Genomic DNA, 20,893 nt, shown 5'->3' on the forward strand with positions numbered 1-20,893 from the left:
TCATGCCAGCCTATATCCTCAAGCGACTTTTGGCCGTTGTTCCTGTGTTGCTCGGGCTCTCGATCATCGTTTTTCTCGTCATGGCGATGATCCCCGGTGATACGGCGACTGCGTTGCTCGGATCATACGCAACACCGGAAAATGTAGAGCGGATCAATCGCGATCTCGGTCTCGACAAGCCGTTGCTGCAACAATACTTCATCTGGATGGGCAATCTCCTGCATGGAGATTTCGGGCGTTCCTTCGTGCTCAATCGTCCGGTGCTGGATGAGGTTATGGAGCGCTTTCAGGCGACACTCGTGCTTGCGGGCGTAGCACTGGTACTGTGTTCAGTCTTCGGCCTGCTCGCGGGCATCGTTTCGGCGGTACGGCAGTTCGGCTGGGCAGACAGGACGATCACTTTCATCGTGCTTGCCGGAATTTCCATTCCCTCATTCTGGTTGGGGTTGCTTCTGATCTATCTCTTCGCGGTCCATTGGCGCATTCTGCCAGCGTCCGGCATGTATGCTGTTTATGGCGGTGGTGACCTGAAGGATCTGCTCTGGCATCTGATCCTGCCTGCCACGACGCTGGCCGTGGTAGCGGCGGGCGTGATCGCACGTCTGACCCGCGGCGCGATGCTGGAAGTGCTTCGCCAGGACTATATCCGGACAGCCCGGGCCAAAGGTCTCAACGAACGTCGCGTGATATACGGTCATGCGTTTCGCGCCGCACTTGTCAGCGTCATTCCTGTGATCGGTATTCAGGCGGGATTTGTGCTGGGCGGCGCCGTCTACATCGAAACCGTGTTCCAGTGGCCCGGTATTGGCGCCATGCTGGTGAAAGCCATTTCCACCCGCGATATCTTGCTGGTGCAGGGTGGCGTACTTGTGGTTGCCGCGAGTTATGTTCTCTTCAATCTACTCGCTGATGTCATCCAGACTATGCTCGATCCAAGGATACGCTCATGAGCGCGCTTCCAGAAATTTCTGCCGCGCCAACGGCGGTCCGCATGTCATCATGGCGGCTCCTGATGAGCAATCGACTGGCGGCTTTCGGTTTTTTTATGCTGTTCGTGATCTGCCTCGTCATTCTGCTGGCCCCGGTTCTCCCGCTTCCCAATCCTGACGCGACTTCTCCCGCAATGCGATTGAAACCCGTTTTCAGCGAAGGACATCTTCTTGGAACGGATCAGCTCGGGCGCGATATATTGAGTCGTGTCATATGGGGCACGCGGGTGTCTGTCGCAGTAGGATTTGCAGCGACGCTGATCGCAGCGATTGTTGGCTCGGCGATCGGTCTCGTGGCCGGCTATGCGGGCGGACGAACCGACAATTTGATGATGCGCGGCATCGATATGCTGATGGCATTTCCTTATATCCTGCTGGCGCTGGCTATCGTGGCGGTGCTCGGGCCGGGCCTGATGAATGCGCTTTACGCGATTGCGGTGGTCAATATTCCGTTCTTCGCGCGTAATGTTCGCGGGGTTACGCTTGGTCTCGCGCATCGTGAGTTTATTGATGCTGCCCGGCTCTCCGGGAAAAGCCCGGTTTCGATCCTGTTAAGCGAAGTGCTGCCCAATGTGCTGCCGGTTATCGTCATTACCATGTCGACCACGGCGGGCTGGATGATCCTCGAAACGGCGGGCCTGAGCTTCCTCGGTCTTGGCGCGCAGCCGCCGCAGGCCGATCTCGGCTCCATGCTCGGCGAGGGCCGCGCGCAACTGTTCAATGCCCCGCATGTCTCCATCGTGCCGGGACTGATGATCTTCCTGCTGGTCATCAGTCTCAACGTATTGGGAGATGGGGTGCGCGATGTTCTCGATCCGCGATTGCGGTCAGGTGCGCTGGGGCGGCCAGGCGCGATAACCGATATTGCCAGGGACCGGTCATCGCCCATGATCAAGGATAGCCAAAAAGCTCTTTCTATTGCCGGTCTCGAAACGGGCTTCGTCAATGGCGGGCATTTCACCCCCGCTGTCCGCAGCGTTTCACTGGAACTTGAACGCGGCGAATGTCTCGGCCTGATCGGGGAGAGCGGATCGGGCAAAAGCGTGACCGCCCTGTCAGTAATGGGCCTCGTGGCGTCCCCGCCCGGACTTATCCGCGACGGCGCGATCTATCTGGGCGACCGGGACGTTCTTTCAATGTCTGAAACCGAGTTGACGGCGGCACGGGGCGCAAGAGTTGCTTATGTGTTTCAGGACCCACTGACGACGTTGCATCCTATGTATCCGGTCGGTCGGCAGGTCGAGGAAGCAATTGCAGCGCATCGGCGGATTGGAGCCAGTGAGCGGCGAGAACAGGCGATTGTGCTTCTTGACAAGGTTGGCATTCCGGATGCAGCGGAACGGGCCAATCACTATCCGCACCAGCTTTCAGGTGGCCAGCGTCAACGTGTCGGCATTGCCATGGCTCTGGCCAATGATCCCGATATCATCATTGCGGACGAGCCGACCACGGCGCTCGATGTCACCGTACAGGCGCACATTCTTGAACTGCTGCGCGATCTCCAGCGCGAGCGCGGCATGGCTCTCCTGTTTATCACCCATGACTTTGGAGTGGTTTCGGAGATTTGTGACCGCGTGGCAGTGATGAAAGACGGCGAGATTATCGAGACGGGTACAACTTCGGCAGTTCTGTCCAATCCGCAGCACAGCTATACGAAACGCTTGATAGCTTGCGTTCCCGAACTTGGGCAGGGTGCCGACTTTCTGGAACGTGTGGCTGGTCTCTTCAAGCGTGAAAACGGGAAGGCGGCAGGATGAGCGGAAATGCGATCAGCGTTCGCGATCTCACCAAAACGTTCGGTGGCGGACGAACACTTCTGGGGAAAGAGCGTCACAAGGTCGAGGCGGTTAAAAATGTTTCGTTCGATCTTGGAAGCGGTGAGACACTGGCGATTGTCGGTGAAAGCGGATCGGGCAAAAGCACGCTCGCCAGAATGCTCGTCGGGCTGACAGAGCCGACGGGCGGTACGATGACAATTGCTGGACGCGATGCGCATGAACTGCGAAATTCCGGTGCTCGGGCATTCGGCAAGGTCATACAATATGTGTTTCAGGACCCTGTCGCTTCACTCAATCCCAGAAAGACGATCCGGCAGATACTGGAAACACCACTCAGGCTTCTGAGCGGGCTGGATTCAGCTCAGTGCCAGCAACGCATGATCCAGTTGCTGGACGCCGTTCAGATGCCCAAGGATACGCTGGAACGCTATCCGCACGAATTCTCCGGCGGGCAGGCGCAGCGTATCGCCATTGCGCGCACGCTGGCCGCTGAAGCGGAAATCGTGGTGCTCGATGAACCAGTTAGCGCGCTTGATGTCTCAGTTCAGGCACAGGTTCTTCTGCTTCTGGATCAACTGAAGAAAGAGTTTGGTCTCTCCTATCTCTTCATCAGTCATGACCTTGCCGTGGTGGAAGCCATCTCCGACAGGGTTGCGGTTATGTATTTCGGGGAGATCGTTGAAGAAGCAACCGCAAGCGCTCTTTTTGCCAGACCTGAACATGCCTATACACGACAACTCGTGGAAAGCGCGCCGCGCATAAGGAGAGAGTAGCAAGATATGGTCAGAATGGGCCAGAATTCCGATCACGAACCGCAATCGCGCGCGAGGGTGGCAAAGGTCCGTCGGCGACCGGAAGAGATTGCCGACCGTATCAAGGATGTTATCCGTTCCGATGCATTGAGGCCGGGAGATCGACTGCCACAGGAAAAGGAACTGATTGACCAGTTCAAGGCCGCCAAGGGCACTGTGCGCGAAGCGATGAAGGCGCTGGAGACGCAGGGTCTGATTTTTACGCGCAGCGGTCCCGGAGGCGGGGCTTTTGTGGCCGAACCTTCCGCCCAGCACGCAATGGAAATGCTTGGAAGCTATTTCTTTTTCGATCAGCCGAGCCTTGCCGAAGTTTACGCTATCCGTAAGCTTCTCGAACCGGAGGTTGCTGCTCTCTTGTCCGGCAGATTGACTGGTGACGACATTGCTCGGCTGGAAAATGCGATGCGGGTCTACGATCGCCCGCCGGTCGATCTTGATGATCAATATCGCCAGCGCATTGCGGAACTGGATTTCCATTCCTTGCTGGCACAGCTTTGTCCGGACCGTCTGTTGGGCTTCATCTGCGGATTGACCCACAATCTGTTGCGAAGCCTGCCAATAGCGCGCGCGATCTATGCTGATCCGACACCGGCTTCGCGCGAAGAAGGACTTATCTTCCAGCACCGATTGCTTGCAGCGCTTGTCGAAAATCGCAGCGAGGATGCGCGCTGTATAACGTTTGAGCATATGGTTTCCGCTGAAAACTATATGCTTTCCAAGGCGAATTTAGTCGGGAAAGCCACGTAGTGGAAACGAAAAAGTTGGGAACAATCCCGGCGCTCCCGCATTTGCAATTATGCAGGCCGCCGCCTTAACAGATGCGACGGCCTCATTTGTTTATGAATGACAATGGAGGTTTCGACCCTTTTTATGTGTGGTATTTGCGGAGAAGTCAGGTTTGACGGTGGTTCCCCGTCAGTTTCGGCAGTCTCGAAAATGGCGGATGTACTCAGTCCTCGCGGGCCCGATGCATCCGGGATTGTGATCCGGGGCAATATCGGCTTCGGGCATCGAAGATTGAGAATCCTTGATCTTTCCGAAAAATCGCAGCAACCGATGATCGATGCTGACCTCGGTTTGACGCTGGTGTTCAATGGCTGCATCTATAATTTCCGCGAACTGCGCGCCGAGCTGGAACAGATGGGCTACAAGTTCTTCTCCGATGGAGACACAGAAGTCATTCTCAAGGCATGGCACGCATGGGGCGAAAGCTGCGTTACGCGCTTTCTCGGCATGTTCGCTTTCGCCATTCACGAACGTGATACCGGCAGGATTATCCTGGCGCGTGATCGGTTCGGCATCAAGCCGCTCTATATCGCCGAGGTGGCCGGTGCCTTGCGGTTCGCCTCTTCTTTGCCTGCTCTGGTTAAGGCAGGCGGCATTGACACCTCGATAGACCGCGCGGCCTTGCACAATTACATGAGCTTTCATGCCGTCGTGCCGCCACCGCGCACGATCTATAATGGTGTTCGAAAGCTTCCCCCGGCGACGATCCGTGTTTACGAACCGAATGGGCGCTTCACTGACCGTATTTATTGGCAGGCACCCTATCGGCGTCTGCCGGGGGACGGCGCGTTGAGCCGCGAGGAATGGCAGGAACAATTGCTCGATATGCTGCGCGTCGCTGTCAAGCGCCGGATGATTTCCGACGTGCCGGTTGGTGTGCTTTTGTCTGGCGGGGTGGATTCGAGCCTGATCGTTGGTCTGCTTGCTGAGGCGGGCCAATCCGGCTTGATGAGCTTTTCTGTCGGGTTTGAGGAAGCCAACGGCGAAAAAGGCGACGAGTTTGTTTATTCCGATCTGATCGCCAAACATTTCGGCACCGAACATCATAAGATCTTCGTACCGTCAGCAGACCTCATGGATGCGTTGCCGGGAACAATCGCGGCAATGTCCGAGCCAATGGTGTCCTATGATAATGTCGGCTTCTACCTTCTTTCCAAGGAAGTTTCGAAGCATATCAAGGTTGTCCAGTCGGGACAGGGCGCGGATGAAGTGTTCGGCGGCTATCACTGGTATCCACCGCTAGTCGATTCCAACGATGTCGTCAGCGACTATGCCAAAGGGTTCCGTGACCGCCCGCACGACGTTCTCGCCACGCAGCTATCGCCGGAATGGATGTCAGAACGTGATTACAGTCAGGACCTTCTGGAAGAACATCTGCTGCAGGATGGAGCGGATACGCCTGTCGACCGTGCGCTGCGGCTCGATACGAATGTGATGCTCGTGGACGACCCGGTCAAGCGCGTGGATAACATGACGATGGCCTGGGGGCTTGAAGCGCGGGTGCCATTTCTGGATCATGAGCTGGTCGAGCTTGCCGCCCGCATTCCGTCGGAGGAAAAACTGCGCGACGGCGGCAAGGGTATCCTCAAGGATGTGGCGAGAAAGGTCGTTCCAAGCGAAGTGATTGATCGCAAGAAGGGATATTTCCCGGTTCCGCAGCTCAAATATATCGATGGCCCTTATCTCGATATGCTGCGAGACGCTCTCTCTTCACAAAAGGCGAGGGAGCGCGGGCTTTTCCAACGCGATTATCTTGAACGCCTGTTTGCAAAACCGTCCGAACACATAACGCCGTTGCGCGGTTCTGAGCTTTGGCAGGCTGGCCTCCTTGAAATGTGGCTGCAAACGCAGGAGGCATGAAATGCGGAAAACCGGTGAGGTGGATATGACCCGGCAGAAAGCGAAGGGTCGCAAAGCCTTTTCGCACCGTCTTACGCGCTTGCGTACACCTGAAAGCGCAGGCTTTTATCAGGAACATGCGCACGGCCATGACAAGGCGGGAAGCGAAGATCGCAAGCAGGATATGGTTGTCGATTGCGGCTGGGGTCGACTACTCTTCGCGCAGACCTTCGAGACCAATGAAGCCATAGTGGAAGCATTACGGGACGAAGCGCCAGCGAGCCGCGATATCGTCTTTTACGTCAGCGATCCTCATGTACTACTGTCACTCGCACCACATGAGATATTTCTCGATCCGTCGCATACATACCGGATTGAACTTGCGACTTATCGACCGGGCGGGCGACGGATACGTGGCATCACCATACGTCGCGCAGTCTCCGAAGTGGACGCGGAAGGCATCAACGCCGTCTATGCGGCCTGTGGCATGGTTCAACTGCGTCCCGACTTTTTCTCATCGGAGCGAGACAACCGTGCTGTTACCTATTTCGTGGCTCAGGACGATGCTACCGGCGAAATTGTTGGCACTGTAACGGGCATCGACCATCAGCGCCTTTTCGATGATCCTGATCGCAGTGCTTCGCTTTGGTGTCTGGCAGTTCATCCTCAAGCGCGGCAGCCGGGTATCGGTGAAAAACTGGTGCGAAAACTTGCCGAGCATTTTCAGGCTCGCGGTTTGAGCCATATCGATCTCTCGGTTCTGCACGATAATGAGAATGCCATAAGGCTCTATGAAAAGCTGAAGTTTCGTCGCGTTCCGCTCTTCGCGATAAAGCGCAAGAACGCAATCAACGAGAAATTTTTCGCCTCGCATCTGGAAACCTTCGATGCGCTCAATCCCTATGCTCGCATAATCGTGGATGAAGCGGTGCGTCGTGGTATTCAGGTTGAAATAACCGATGCTGAAGGCGGTTTTTTCCGCCTCTCCTATGGCGGGCGTTCCGTCCATTGCCGTGAGAGCTTGTCTGAAATGACATCGGGTGTAGCGATGTCAATTTGCGACGACAAGGCCGTGACGCGGCGCGTCGTCGAGAAGGCTGATCTGACAGTACCGGAGCAGATTGCCGCCGAAGCGGACGATGATGCGCTGGAAGCTTTTCTAAAACGTCACAGCAAGCTGGTGGTGAAACCAGCCCGGGGCGAACAGGGGAGAGGAATTTCCGTCGGCATATCGACCATGAAGGACCTGCGAACGGCGATCAAACAGGCGCGAACCGTGTGCGACCGCGTGCTGCTGGAGGCGTGTTTTGAAGGTGAGGACCTTCGGCTGGTGGTTATCGACTACCAGCTCGTTGCAGCTGCAGTTCGCCGTCCGCCACGGGTGGTCGGCGATGGCAAAGCAACAATCCGCAAGCTTATCGAGATACAATCCCGCAGACGCGCTGCGGCGACAGGCGGAGAAAGCCGTATTCCTGTCGATGCCGAAACGAAAAGATGCTTAGAGGAACAAGGTCTGTCGCTCGATTCTGTTTTGGAGGATCATCGTGAAGTCACGGTGCGCAAGGCGGCCAATCTACATACAGGCGGTACGATCCACGACGTGACAGCGTCTGTTCATAGAAACCTTGTCGATGCTGCCTGTAAGGCTGCGCGTGCAATAGGCATTCCCGTTGTCGGGATCGATTTCATGGTCAAGCAGCCCGAAAAGCCAGACTATATTTTCATCGAAGCCAATGAGCGACCCGGCCTTGCCAACCATGAACCACAACCGACTGCTGGCAAGTTTATCGATTTGCTTTTTCCGGGCTCAAGATAATGATTGTTGAGAGAGATCTAAACTATGGAATGTTCGCCGGAAAGTCTCTCCGGCGAACTTAAAACTATGAAACCCGCAAACAATATGCTGTATTCTAGCTATTGAGGAAATTTTAAGCAGAAACTGTACTCAGCAAATCAATTCTCGATTGTAACGGAAAAATTCATTTTTCATTTGGTTTCTGCCTCTATCCCTTTACGACAGGGGGCTCGGGCGAAAAAGGTTGATCGAACCGCATTCACGCCTGAGCGGAAAAGGGCTGAAAATGGATACGCGGGGGCAAAGCAGCAAGAATGTGCCGCTGGCAGTCGATCTGGACGGAACTCTGGTTTCGACCGATCTGCTGTGGGAGGGTATTTTTCTTCTTTTGAAGAGGAACATTCTGTTCGTCTTCATGCTGCCTGTGTGGCTGTTCTCAGGCAAGGCATATCTCAAGCGACAGGTGGCTGAGCGCGTAACGCTCGATGCATCGCGACTTCCCTACCGAACCGAGTTTCTGGAATTTCTGCGTAGCGAACATGGGTCCGGGCGGACTTTGGTGCTGGCAACAGCTGCCGCTGAACCGATGGCCAAGGCTGTTGCGTCTGAGCTTGGGATTTTCAGCGCTGTCTATTCAACATCCGGTACGACCAATCTTTCGGCACAGCGCAAGGCTGATGTGCTTGTCCAGCACTATGGGCGACAGGGATTCGACTATGCCGGAAATGATCGTGATGACCTGCCTGTTTTCGATGCCGCCCGACAGGCGATCGTTGTCGCACCTGATCGTGCAGCGGCACATTTCCAGAAGCAAACTGGTTGTGAACTTTTCAGTGCCGAAAAACCAACTATTCGAACCTATGCTCGTATGCTCCGCGTTCATCAGTGGCTAAAGAATCTGCTCGTCTTTGTCCCGGCCATTCTGGCGCATGACATAATGAAGCCAGACGTGTTGATTGCGACTTGCCTGGCATTCGTGGCCTTTTCTGCGGCATCGTCTGCGATCTATATCGTCAATGATATTGTCGATCTTCCGGTGGATCGAAGACATGTGCGAAAAAATCAGCGACCTTTTGCACACGGAAAGATATCGATTCCCTTTGGCCTAAGCGTTGCGGCCCTGTTGTTGCTTCTGACGGCTTTCGTCTGCTTTTTCCTTCCGCCCGCCTTTACGCTTGCAATCGTCACCTATCTGTTTTTCACGACCGCCTATACCTTCGCCTTGAAACGCATGTTGTTGGGAGACGTGATTTGTCTCGCGGGACTTTACAGCCTGCGGCTATTGGGAGGGTCGGCGGCTTCCTATATCCCGCCATCGTTCTGGCTGATGGCCTTTGCCATGTTCTTCTTTCTGTCGCTGGCGCTGGTGAAGCGTTATGTCGAACTGCAGGGCGCTACAGTGACAGAAAAGGACCGGATTTTGGGGCGAGGCTACCGTCCGGAAGATCGCGATATTGTCGGACAGTGTGGAGTCGCAGCCGCGTTTACCGCAGCGCTGGTTTTGGCACTCTATATCAATAGCGATGCCGTCAAGACGCTCTACACCTATCCTTGGCTGATATGGCCGCTCGGTCCGATCGTGCTCTATATCAACGTGCGTGTGTGGATATTGGCGCATCGCGGCGACATGGATGACGACCCGGTCCTCTTCATTGCCAGGGATTGGCGCAGTCAGGTCGTCATCGTGCTTGGCGCGGTGCTGCTTCTTGTGGCTGGTATGCACTGATGGAACAATCCTTCGACAGTTTCGGACGTATTAACCGGCGAAGGCGGCAATACCTTCCGCTGGAGAGACTGGAGAATGATTTCACGCGAGCCTTGCCCGGCGATGCGAGCCTGTTGCCATTCGGAAATGGTCGCTCCTACGGCGATAGCTGCCATAATGATGCGGGCTTTCTCGTGCCCATGCAGGTGCAAAAAAAGATACTGCATTTCGATCCCGATACGGGATTGCTTACGGCTGAGAGTGGCATGCTTCTGAGCGAGATCATCGCCCATGTTGCTTCGCATGGTTATTTCCTGCCTGTCACGCCGGGCACGCAGTTTGTGACGCTCGGCGGTGCCATTGCCAATGACGTGCACGGTAAAAACCATCACCGGCAGGGTACTTTCGGGTGTCATGTTGAAAGGCTGGAACTGCTTCGCTCGGACGGCGTCTACTACAGATGTTCCGATACGGAGCACATTGATCTGTTTCGGGCAACCATCGGTGGAATGGGACTAACTGGATTAATTCTTCGCGCAACGATCCGGCTCAAGCGGGTCGGCGGTCTCGATGTCGAGGAAAAGGTTCTGCCTTTCGCCAACCTCGATGCTTATTTTGATATGGCCGAGTTGGCCGATCATGAAAATGAATATGCTGTTGCCTGGGTCGATCAGCTCTCCGATGGCCGGGGCTTGCTGATGGTCGGTAATCATGTTGCCGCGCCGAATGGCTCTATTTCGATCGCTGGACGGTTTGGCGTGCCGGTTGAATTGCCATTCTCGCTGTTGAACAAGACAAGCCTGTCGCTTTTCAATGCGGCCTATTTCCAGCGCAAGAGGCGGCTGAAAACAGCGCGTAGAGTGCCGTATCAAAGCTTCTTTTATCCACTCGACGGAGTGAGAAACTGGAACAGGCTTTACGGCCCGGCAGGGCTCTACCAGCATCAAAGTGTAATTCCATTCGAAGCAGCCCGAAAGATCGTTCCAGCGATGCTTGAGGCCAGTCGCAATGGAGGACAGGTCTCCTTTCTGACGGTACTCAAGCGTTTCGGTTCGATGAAGTCTCCCGGTCTCATGTCATTTCCGATGCCGGGATATACGCTGACGATGGATTTCCCCAATCGTGGCCACACAACGCTGGAATTGCTGAACCGTCTGGACCAGATGACTGTTGAGGCCGGTGGCCGGGTCAATCCATATAAGGACCAAAGGATGAGCGCAGAGGTTTTTGCTGCAAGCTATCCGCGCTGGCGCGATTTCGAGGCCTTTCGCGACAAGGCTTTCAGTTCCAATTTCTGGCGCCGGACCGCATCGATGCTTGGCGCTGCAGGTTAGGAAACGTGATGAAATATATTCCCTTCATCCTGTTCACAGTCATGACCAATGCTGCCGCGCAGTTGATGTTGAAATATGGCATGCTGACGCTCGGGCCGATCAGCTTTTCAGCCGAAACATTGATCCAGCGCATATTCCAGATTGTCTTCAATCCCTGGATTTTTGCCGGTTTGCTCACCTTCGTGATCTCGATGGCGTCGCATCTTTACGTGCTGTCGAAAGTGGATCTTTCGTTTGCTTATCCGTTCCTCAGTCTTGCCTATGTCGCGGTCGCTCTGTTCGCCTGGCTTTTGTTCAAGGAAGAACTTGGCGCCTACAAGATTGCGGGAATTGCTTTCATCTGCATCGGGACGGTGCTGATCGCACAAAGCGGCAAGCCGTCCGAACCGCAGGTGGAAAAGCATGTGAACCAGCAGACGCATAGTTGAACGGGGGGCAGTACGATGAGACATGTAATCTTTGGTGGCGACGGTTTTGTCGGGCGCTATCTTGCTCCAAAGCTACTTGCCGATGGTCACGAGGTCCTTGTCGCGGATATCGTGAAAAGCGATCTGCCACACTATGCTGATACCGCTTTCATCGCGACTGATGTGACCGATCCGGAAGCAATCCGCAGGCTTGGTATCCGCGCAGACGACATGGTCTATAACTTGTCCGCCAAAATGCTTTCACCAATTCAGGTCCGGGCAAAGCGGCACGACTTCTTCTTTCCTGTCAATTATTACGGGACGGCGAACATCATCAAGGCGATGGATGCGGCTGGTGCCAACAAGCTCGTCCATTTCACCACCGATATGGTGTACGGGCACACCTATGTCTGGCCACAGAAAGAAGACCATCCGTGCAAGCCGCTCGGTGAGTACGGCCTGTCAAAACTGAAAACCGAAGAACTCGCCATTGAATGGCGCGTGCGGGGCATGAATATCTCCCTGTTTCGTCCTCGTCTTATCATTGGACCGGGCCGTCTCGGCATTTTGGAAAAGCTATTCAAGCTGATTGATTACAATTTGCCGGTGCCGATGATCGGCTCGGGCAGGAACCCTTACCAGTTCATTTCGGTGTTCGACTGTGCGGAGGCGGCACGTGCCGCTTTCAAGGCTAGCGTTCCAAACGAGGCCTATAATCTCGGCTCGCTCAATCCGCCTCCTGTCCGCAAACTGCTTGGTGATCTGATCAGCCATGCGGGTTCGAAATCTATTTTGTTGCCAACACCCGCCTGGGCGGTGAAACGCACGCTGGATCTGCTGGACTGGATGAACATGCCGATCATGGACCCGGAGCAATATCTGATTGCCGACGAAATGTGTGTTCTCGATGTCTCGAAGGGCGAGCGTGAGCTTGGCTGGATACCGCAATATCGTGATGAGGACATGCTGATCGCGGCTTACAGCGAATATCGCAAGAAAATCGGCGCGGCATCATCGGATGTGCGGGCTTCCGAAACGGCATAGAGGCAGAAATGAACAAGACTAATACAACGCTGAAGCCGAAGCTGTTGACGGTTGCCGAGGCGAAAGCGCTCGATCTGCCACGGATGACGGAGCTGTTTACCACTCACCTCAATCCGGGCCAGCTTCACTTCATGAAGCTGCTCGGCTTTCATAAGGTGAAGATCGAGCGTGCTGAAGGCATGTATTATTATGACCAGAATGGGCGCCCCATTCTCGATTTTTTCGGTGGTTTCGGATCGCTGGCTTTCGGCCATAATCATCCACGTATTCTCGAAGCACGGCGTCAGTTTCAGGAAGAAATGCGCCACGAGATTGCAATCGCCTTCATGTCGCAATATGCAGCCGCTCTTGCTTATGACATTGCGGCTTGCTCGCCGGGCGATCTCGACATGGTGTTTCTGGGGTCTTCCGGCTCGGAAGCAATGGAAGCGGCGATCAAGGTTGCGGAACGCGCCGCAAGTCCTAAAAAGGCCAAGATCGTCTATGCGGAAAATTCGTTCCATGGCAAAACGAAGGGTGTTCTGTCCATCACTGATGGCGGGCTATATCGTGGCGAATTCAAGCTGGTCGATAACACCGTTCGGGTTCCCTTCGGTGACATTGCAGCCATTGAAAATGCGTTTCGCTCTGACCCCGAGATCGGGGTGATTGTGCTTGAAACGGTGCAAGGTGGCGGCGGTATCATTCAGGCTGACGCACAGTTCTGGCAAAAGTTGCGAAACCTTTGCGACCAGTATGGTGTGATCTGGGTTGCCGACGAAGTGCAATGTGGACTGGGGCGAACCGGGAAATTCTATGCTTTCGAGCATTATGGCGTCATACCGGACGTCACCGCACTGGCGAAGTCGCTTGGCGGTGGAAAGACCGCGATGGCCGCCATGATCGCGCGGCGCGACGTCTACATGAAGGCTTACGGCACGCCCAAGACGGCGATGATCCATGCGATGGCGACTTTTGGCGGGATTGGCGAAGCCTGCATCACGTCGATTGAAGCTCTGAACGTTCTTTACGACGAGCATCTGATCGACAATGCAGCCGATGTCGGAGAATATCTTCTGGATCGTCTGCATGAGCTGCAGAACCGCTATCCTGCGCTTTTGAAAGACGTGCGCGGGAAGGGGATGATGGTAGGGCTGGAGTTCCATGATTTCTCACAAACGATGCCGGTCGTGTTGCGACCTGTCCTGGCGATGCTTGATGAGAAGCTGAAAGGTTCGCTTCCCGGCTTTATTGGCAGCCATCTGCTGCGCGATCATGGGGTTCTGGTCGCCTTTACTGAATATAATCGAAACGTCATCCGTCTTGAGCCGCCGCTGATCTGCGGGCGCGAGCATGTGGACGCGTTCATCAAGGCGCTGGATGAGGTTCTTTCACGCGGCATCGTCCGAATTGTTCGGGACTTCGTCAAGGCTCAGATCAAATGAGTCATTTCTGATTACGGGATCAGACCGGGGCGAAGCAGCAAATCCCAACAGGGGTTCAAAGCGACGACGGCGCGATCCTGCAGTGCTTCGGCATATATTTTCTGTAAGGCAAGACGATTGGTCGTCGTCGGACATTTCGGGCGCAATATGCCGTCGGTTGCTTCTACGGCAGCCTTCGTTTCCTCGGATAACGCCGGGACGGTGCGGAAGGGATCGGCGCCGATCTGGATATGCCGTGTCGCATCGCGATCCAATATCCATGCAAACGGATTGACGAAGTCGAGCGACATGATGCTTTGCAGGCGAACGTTGTTCTGGGTCTCGAAGGATTTCAGATCCTTCACCATCCGGTTTGCAGAAACGAGCCAGTAGACCTGGAAATCGATTTCCGAATAAAGCTGCCAGCTAGGTAGTTGGCCTTGCGCTGCCAGCGCGTCATAGGCTGCATTGTTTTCCGGGTAGTGGGTTTCGAAAAGCTCTGCCCGTTGCAGAAAATCGGGTCGGGTCAACACCTGCCCGAGATTCTTCAATTCCGGTAAAGTCGGTCGCACATAAGTCGGGGCGGCGGCAACGGCGCGCAGGGCACGGTGCGCAACCTTGGTGAATGTCGGGATGACGCAGAAGGCAGCGAGCACGAGGAAGGCGATTTTGAGTTTCTCGGTGCCAGCTTTTATCCGCTGAAAAATCATGAGCAGGATAGGCCAAAGGAATATGAATTCCTGGCTTCCGGTGTTCTGTGTCTCAAGGATGATGCCACCCAGAAGCCCAACGGTGAGCCAGACCGAACTCCGGTCGAAAAAGCGATTGCGTTTGCCGGAATGGAACTGTTCATTCCAGAAAAGAGTGAGAACAAGGATCGCCGCTGGCAGAATGACGTCCAGCTTCGACGATATGACGGTCAGGAAACGTGGGAGCAGGGCTTCTTCGTTCAGGGCGATCAATGTAGCAATATCGCGAATATATCCGCCGATATTCCCATTGTGCAATTCATGGACGAGCAGAAATGCAACGGTAATGGCGGCGGCCAGCAGAACGTTGCGTAAAGAGATTCGTCCAGCGAGAAGTGCCGCAAGCCCGAACAGTCCACCTGCAAGAAAGCCCGTGACCTTCATCAAAAACAAGGCGAGCATCACTGCCGCACAAAACAGCGCGAGCTTTGCGCCGTTTCGCATAAACAGCAACCCACATATCAGCACGTAGAGCAAAAGCGATGTATGGCGATTATAAATGCCAAACCCATCCAGTCCGGGATAGGGATAAAAGCTTTGTGTATTGGCCGGAAAGATTGCGAAAACCAGAAATGGAACAAGGATGAGAAATCCGGTTATTCGATTATGGGGGGGAAGCTCTGTCAGTACCCATGCCGTCAGAGGGGCTGCAACGACCAATATTGACCATTGAACGAGCAAAAGCGGTTGTGCCTGCGGGAACAAGGAGTGTCCCCATGCAAAAAGATAGTAGCCAAGCGGCCCGACAGGCGTGGAAAAGTCTACACCGGGAATCTGTTCCATTTTTATGCGCTGGGCTGCGTCGAAGTAGATGTAGCTGTCCCAGTACATTGGTCCAATGGGGGCATTGAGCCTGAATGACAGAAGCGCGATCAGCAGAACGAGAACAAAACCTAGCCAGAGCATAGGCGCGCATAGCAGCGACGGTCTGGCCGATTTGAAGGTCGTGCTGAAGAACATGGAACCCCGCTCCCTCGTGCATCACGCGCAGAAATTACCTGCAAACCCTTAAAACTACTGAAATAGCCACAGGGTCACCTGATTGGGTACAAATTTCCGATATGTGTGGAGAGTTCCAGAAAAGAGAACGCCCACTGCACTGGGAGGAGGAATGTGCAGTGGGCGGATCTATAAAGCGCGATTGGGAGGAGGAGTATCGCGCTTTGGGTTCGGTTTTTTGGGAGGAGGAGTAAAACCGAACAAGATCAAAATAGGAATAAGGGCCGCTGCTTACAAGGGCCAACGCTGCAATGCAGATATGCATTTTTGGGTAGCTAAAAAAGAAACCGCCCCGCAGCGGTCTAGCGCGCTGGGGCGGTACTCCCTCCTCCAAGTGAGAGGAACAATAACCGTGCTCATGGAGAAAGCAACCCCCTAATAGAACTCTATAATTTTCAGAAAATACTGAAATTTGTGTAGGATTATTGAGTGATACTCATTCAGGTTCCACCCGGTATAAGAGCATTTTAATTGCATTGCAGGACTGAACTGTACCCGATCTTTAATAGTGTTTAGTCGAACGATTGCAGACGCGGAAAAGTTCGTTGAGATAGGTTTCTCAACCATTGGCTGATATTGTTCACCAGATTCTCAAGTGTGCGTGCAGATTGTCTATTTATTTTCGTTAAAGCTGTGAGTAAGTTCCTCCATCTTCTTCGATTAGGGGCTTTCGGGGGAGATATGCCGCCTCAGCGCGTTCATTCGCTGCGAGGCGGTTTTCATTTGGATCTGTTGAAAGTGCATATCAGCAATGCAAGCTTGTTGATTGAGTAGGCCAGCCGGAGGGGTTATTAAAAAAGCGTCCGGTTCACTCCTCCTCCCAAGAGCCGGACCCAAAGCGCGATACTCCTCCTCCCAATCGCGCTTATAGATTAAGCCCACAACGTTCTCCTCCTCCCGAGCGTTGTGGGCTTTTCTATATTCTACTCACGTAATTTTTCAGGCTGGAACGTATTGTTAGTTCCAGAATCGGAGCTAACGTTCCATTTTCCCTGTGCGTGCACTCCTGAGAGCTCGCCCGCCTCGCGCCCCTAAGCCCCCCGCCCAAACGCGAGGCGGTTCCTTTGAGCGGAACCTTCCAGAAGATTTATATTACAGTGTTTCCGTCAGGGATTATTCTCACTGAATAAAGCTGCGTTCGAAGAGGAATGAAAGCGATCAGAAAGATCGCTGTTGCCTGGTTGGGTTATACTCATTTGCTGTGTCGGCTAGGTTGGTTGATAGGGCGTGTGAAGATTCTTTATAGCGCAGATTGTTCATGGAATTCTTGACGCAGTGTCGACAATACCAGAAACTGATTTAGTTGATCTGCAATTACGGAACAATTAGAATAAATATACTTTAAAAAGAATCGGATAATGTTTTGCAATTTCCTAATTGTTGCAAGTTATTCTGATTTTCGGCCAAATAAAAATATATTATAAAATTATAATACATTACGTAGCGTCATATTTGATTGGAATTTAAATATATATTTTCTGCGCGGTCTTCTGTGGATGGGTGAAGAAACAATGATTATCGATCCTGATATCCGTTTACAATCAAGAATAAGCTGAGTCGTTTTCAGGCTGGAGGCGCTTTCGGCTGTTCAGGTGGGCACAATGTTGCGTTCCGTGCCCGGAGGCTGATGCCTCGCCGATAGTTATGCTTTGATCGTCAAAAGTGACCGACCGCTCCAGCAATGGGGGCGTTCTGGCTTCAGAAATTAACCATCTGTTAACCATTGTGCATATAGACCGGATAAACCGTTTTTTAACCAAGATGAATCAAGTGCTAACACAGTCTCGTCCAATCCGTTTGAAAGGGAGATCCTTTCTTGCGCTGGTACTCTCGCCTGAACTGCCGCTCGATGGCTGGCTCGACAAGCTGGACGATCTTGCAGCCCGTTCCGTGGGTTTCTTTCTGAATCGTCCGATCGTTCTCGATCTGGAGAACGTTTCGATCGAGCGTCCGCAATTGGTTCAATTGCTTGAGGATTTGGTTAAACGTGGTGTCTGGATCACGGGCTTTGAAAATGCGCGGCCCTCGCTGCTGGGGCCAGGCATGCCGCCAGCGATGCGTGGCGGACAACCTGCCGCAGATTTCGACCCGGAGATCACAGAAGCGAAGTTGCAGGAGCGCACTCCGGTGGCACCCGCATCGGTACAACTCGTCAAGGCCGTTCCGTCCATGGTGGTTACCGAGCCGGTACGGTCTGGTCAGTCGGTCTACTTTCCGGACGGCGATGTAACGATTGTTGGTTCTGTAGCGTCCGGCGCGGAAGTGGTGGCTGGCGGCTCGATCCACGTTTATGGCGCGCTGCGCGGTCGTGCGATGGCTGGAACAGCCGGAAATGCCGATGCGCGCATTTTCTGCCGCAAGATGGAGGCAGAACTCGTTGCCATCGATGGTCTTTACAAGACGGCCGAAGACATGGAGAGCCGATTGCGCGGACAGGCAGTCCAGCTCTGGCTCGACGGCGATTACATGATGGCCGAAACGCTAAACTAGCATTTTCCCAAAAGGCCAACAGCCTTGAGAGAATGCTAGTCCAGACAAATTGTCAGGGCACTTTTGAGTGCTGAAAAAGAAAAGCAGAGCATTTCATATCCCGGGTAACGAATGCTCTGGAGGCGCGCGGGAGATACAGGAGACAAATATGGCAAAAGTGATTGTTGTAACTTCCGGTAAGGGTGGCGTTGGCAAAACGACATCAACCGCTGCAATCGGTGCCGCGCTGGCGCAACGCGGCGAGAAGACAGTCGTTATCGACTTCGATGTTGGTCTGCGTAACCTTGACCTCGTCATGGGGGCTGAACGTCGCGTCGTGTTCGATCTGGTTAATGTCATTCAGGGTGACGCAAAGCTTCCGCAGGCTTTGATCCGTGACAAGCGCCTTGAGACACTGTATCTGCTGCCTGCCTCCCAGACGCGCGATAAGGATAACCTGACCACCGATGGCGTCGACCGCGTCATGGAAGATCTCAAGAAAGAGTTCGACTGGATCATTTGCGATAGCCCCGCCGGGATCGAACGCGGTGCCACACTCGCCATGCGTCATGCGGATATGGCTGTGGTTGTCACGAATCCTGAAGTGTCGTCTGTGCGCGATTCCGACCGTATCATCGGTCTGCTGGATGCCAAGACACTCAAGGCCGAACGTGGCGAACGTGTGGAAAAGCATCTCTTGCTGACCCGCTATGACCCGGTACGCGCCGAGCGCGGCGACATGCTGAAGGTCGATGACGTTCTCGAAATTCTGTCCATTCCGCTTCTGGGTATTATTCCGGAAAGCCAGGACGTTCTGCGGGCATCCAATATTGGTTCCCCCGTAACGCTCGCCGATCAGCGCAGTGCGCCTGCATTGGCTTATCTCGACGCAGCCCGCCGCCTCGCCGGCGAAGAAGTGCCGATGACTGTTCCATCCGAAAAGCGCGGCCTTCTGGGTAAACTTTTCGGAAGGAGAGCGGCATGAGCCTGTTTCGTTTCTTCAGCAAGCCTGCTTCCGCGCCGCAAGCGCGCGAACGGTTGCAGGTTCTGCTCGCCCATGAAAGGGCGTCACACGAACATTCCGATCTTGTTGCGGTATTGCGGGAGGAAATTCTCGCCGTTATCGCCAAGCATATCCAGATTGATCGCGACAAGGTCAGCGTGAAAATGGATCGGGGTGACCAGATGTCGACGCTCGAAGTCGATATCGAGCTTCCGTTGAAAACAAAAGCGAAGGTGCGGGCAGCCTGATTAACGCATAATCCGACCGGAATGAAACGAAGGTCGATAAGATTATGCTTACAATAGAAAAGGTTAGAGCGCCGATCTGATTCAATCGGATCGAAATGCATTCTAATACCAGTCTTGCGGATAGCCAGAAAGATGGAGGGAAAACCATGAACCGCGGTGCACTTCTCACCAGATTGAAGGAGCTTCAGGAGCTTCCAAAGTTTCAGAAGCGGGATATCTGTACCATAAGCGCTTTCCTGCAGCTTGAGGCACTGGCTGAACATGTCAGAGTCTGTGAAGAGGCAGCGGGCGTTGCACAAACGGGGCAGGATCACTGATCCTGCCTTTTCCTTGTAGGATTGAGCTTTTCTGAGCACTCATAGCGTGTGTTCTCGGCAGATCAAGATTGTTGCGTGTTTACGGTACGGCAAAAAACATCAGCAAATAGCAGCCGAGAAAGACAAGGGCGATCAGCGCCACGATGAGGAACAGGAGTTTCATGCATCACGCATCGCTCAATCGCTGTTCACGTTCAAGAAAACAGATGGTGATTGACGGCAATGGTACAGAAAATACTGCTTCATCCCATTGTTTCCATGTGTTTTTCGAATTGGCGGCTTTCCTCATTTGTTTGAGATAGGCGCAAGCTCCTGTCGTGCCGTCGTCAAAACCGTCTGTGTCAGGCTTGCGAGCCTGTCGGCCGCAAGGCGGTTGACCTGCCAGAACAGGGGAATATCCAACGGCGTATCCGGGATGAGTTCGACCAATTTGCCCGACTGCAAATGGTCACCGACCAACTGCACCGGATTCATCCCCCATCCCATGCCTGACAGGCTTGCCTCGACAAAAGCTTGTGTCGAGGGAAGCCAATGTGTCGGGCATGCTATGTCGGTTCGGAGGGCAGTGCGCACCCACTGATCCTGCAATCTGTCCTTTTGGTTGAACGTCAGTGCCGGAGCTTTGGCAATAGAATCGTGGGTTATTCCGTCTGGAAAGTGGCGAGCGATGAATTCCGGTGATGCCGTGGCGCGATATTGAAGGATACCAAGCGGGGTTAGACGACAGCCTTGAACTGGCTTTGATAAAGAAGTCACGGCAGCTACAACACGCCCGCGCTGCAGCCATTCGGCAGTGTGATCCTGATCATCGACCGCAATGTTGAAAAGATATTCCGCTGTCGTGCTGAAATGCGAGATTGCTTTCAGAAACCATGTGCCCAGACTATCGGCGTTGGTCGCTATATGAAGCGTTACGCGCTGTGCAGTATTTTCGCTTCTGGACAGTCCAGGCAACTCTGCCAGAAGTTCGCGTTCGAGCATGCCTACCTGCTCGATATGCCGGCACAACCAGTCTCCTTTTTCGGTCGCCGTGCAAGGAGAGCCTCGCTCAATGAGTACTACGCCAAGCCGCTCTTCGAGATGTTTGACACGTTGCGAGATTGCTGACGGAGTGACGTTCAACGCTCGTGCGGCTTTCTCAAAACTGCCCGTCTGAACCACCATCGCCACTGCCCTCAAGGCGGAATAGTCGATCATTAGAGCTCCTAAACTGAAG

Annotated in this window: 17 protein-coding genes; 15 read left to right on the forward strand and 2 right to left on the reverse strand. The window is 53.9% G+C overall.

Translation table 11 applies throughout. The features are described 5' to 3' along the window. The first annotated feature begins 2 nt into the window (after positions 1-2). The 11 genes from AAE521_RS19365 (at position 3) to AAE521_RS19415 (ending at position 13,913) form a co-directional block, all read left to right on the forward strand. Positions 3-950 carry an ABC transporter permease gene (locus AAE521_RS19365; RefSeq protein ID WP_029928046.1) on the forward strand — a complete coding sequence of 316 codons (948 nt, stop codon included), beginning with the start codon at positions 3-5 and terminating at the stop codon, positions 948-950. Continuing rightward, positions 947-2,746, forward strand: a complete 1,800-nt coding sequence (locus AAE521_RS19370) for a dipeptide/oligopeptide/nickel ABC transporter permease/ATP-binding protein (RefSeq protein WP_342062181.1) — start codon at positions 947-949, stop codon at positions 2,744-2,746. The genes AAE521_RS19365 and AAE521_RS19370 overlap by 4 nt, the downstream gene beginning before the upstream one ends. Further along, positions 2,743-3,540: an ATP-binding cassette domain-containing protein gene (locus AAE521_RS19375; protein ID WP_071630452.1), complete on the forward strand. Its 798-nt coding sequence runs from the start codon at positions 2,743-2,745 to the stop codon at positions 3,538-3,540. The genes AAE521_RS19370 and AAE521_RS19375 overlap by 4 nt, the downstream gene beginning before the upstream one ends. Positions 3,541-3,546: 6 nt before the next feature. Next, positions 3,547-4,326, forward strand: a complete 780-nt coding sequence (locus tag AAE521_RS19380; protein ID WP_374865014.1) for a FadR/GntR family transcriptional regulator — start codon at positions 3,547-3,549, stop codon at positions 4,324-4,326. Between the two features lie 123 nt (positions 4,327-4,449). Beyond that, the gene (locus AAE521_RS19385; RefSeq protein ID WP_342062183.1) at positions 4,450-6,225 is read left to right on the forward strand and encodes an N-acetylglutaminylglutamine amidotransferase; all 1,776 of its coding nucleotides are present in this window, start codon (positions 4,450-4,452) and stop codon (positions 6,223-6,225) included. A gap of 1 nt (position 6,226) precedes the next feature. Next, on the forward strand, positions 6,227-8,020 hold the full coding sequence (gene ngg, locus AAE521_RS19390; protein WP_071630454.1) for an N-acetylglutaminylglutamine synthetase: 1,794 nt from the start codon (positions 6,227-6,229) through the stop codon (positions 8,018-8,020). Positions 8,021-8,285: 265 nt separating this feature from the next. Beyond that, entirely contained in the window at positions 8,286-9,725 is a 1,440-nt protein-coding gene (locus tag AAE521_RS19395; RefSeq protein WP_342062184.1) for a UbiA family prenyltransferase, read from the forward strand. Beyond that, positions 9,725-11,038 carry an FAD-binding oxidoreductase gene (locus tag AAE521_RS19400; protein ID WP_071630456.1) on the forward strand — a complete coding sequence of 438 codons (1,314 nt, stop codon included), beginning with the start codon at positions 9,725-9,727 and terminating at the stop codon, positions 11,036-11,038. Before AAE521_RS19395 ends, AAE521_RS19400 begins: the two co-directional genes overlap by 1 nt. Positions 11,039-11,046: 8 nt before the next feature. Further along, entirely contained in the window at positions 11,047-11,466 is a 420-nt protein-coding gene (locus AAE521_RS19405) for an EamA family transporter (protein ID WP_071630457.1), read from the forward strand. A gap of 15 nt (positions 11,467-11,481) precedes the next feature. After that, the gene (locus AAE521_RS19410; RefSeq protein ID WP_071630458.1) at positions 11,482-12,489 is read left to right on the forward strand and encodes an NAD-dependent epimerase/dehydratase family protein; all 1,008 of its coding nucleotides are present in this window, start codon (positions 11,482-11,484) and stop codon (positions 12,487-12,489) included. A gap of 8 nt (positions 12,490-12,497) precedes the next feature. Then, on the forward strand, positions 12,498-13,913 hold the full coding sequence (locus tag AAE521_RS19415; protein WP_071630459.1) for an aspartate aminotransferase family protein: 1,416 nt from the start codon (positions 12,498-12,500) through the stop codon (positions 13,911-13,913). An 11-nt stretch (positions 13,914-13,924) separates the two neighbouring features. Here AAE521_RS19415 and AAE521_RS19420 read toward each other — a convergent pair whose 3' ends face one another. Next, complete coding sequence (locus tag AAE521_RS19420; RefSeq protein ID WP_342062185.1) at positions 13,925-15,601, reverse strand: hypothetical protein; 1,677 nt, start codon at positions 15,599-15,601, stop codon at positions 13,925-13,927. Between the two features lie 1,800 nt (positions 15,602-17,401). On the opposite strand from AAE521_RS19420, the gene minC reads away from it, so the two are divergent. The 4 genes from minC (at position 17,402) to AAE521_RS19440 (ending at position 19,677) form a co-directional block, all read left to right on the forward strand. Continuing rightward, positions 17,402-18,130, forward strand: coding sequence for a septum site-determining protein MinC (minC, locus tag AAE521_RS19425; RefSeq protein WP_071630464.1), 729 nt, complete (start codon positions 17,402-17,404; stop codon positions 18,128-18,130). Positions 18,131-18,278: 148 nt separating this feature from the next. Further along, positions 18,279-19,094, forward strand: coding sequence for a septum site-determining protein MinD (minD, locus tag AAE521_RS19430; protein WP_010660936.1), 816 nt, complete (start codon positions 18,279-18,281; stop codon positions 19,092-19,094). Next, on the forward strand, positions 19,091-19,360 hold the full coding sequence (gene minE, locus AAE521_RS19435) for a cell division topological specificity factor MinE (protein ID WP_006468449.1): 270 nt from the start codon (positions 19,091-19,093) through the stop codon (positions 19,358-19,360). The genes minD and minE overlap by 4 nt, the downstream gene beginning before the upstream one ends. A gap of 146 nt (positions 19,361-19,506) precedes the next feature. Continuing rightward, the gene (locus tag AAE521_RS19440) at positions 19,507-19,677 is read left to right on the forward strand and encodes a hypothetical protein (RefSeq protein WP_010660937.1); all 171 of its coding nucleotides are present in this window, start codon (positions 19,507-19,509) and stop codon (positions 19,675-19,677) included. A 285-nt stretch (positions 19,678-19,962) separates the two neighbouring features. Here AAE521_RS19440 and AAE521_RS19445 read toward each other — a convergent pair whose 3' ends face one another. Further along, positions 19,963-20,874: a LysR family transcriptional regulator ArgP gene (locus AAE521_RS19445; RefSeq protein WP_071630465.1), complete on the reverse strand. Its 912-nt coding sequence runs from the start codon at positions 20,872-20,874 to the stop codon at positions 19,963-19,965. Positions 20,875-20,893 lie beyond the last annotated feature (19 nt).

The sequence above is a fragment of the Brucella cytisi genome (assembly GCF_038433355.1).
Classification (GTDB): domain Bacteria; phylum Pseudomonadota; class Alphaproteobacteria; order Rhizobiales; family Rhizobiaceae; genus Brucella; species Brucella cytisi.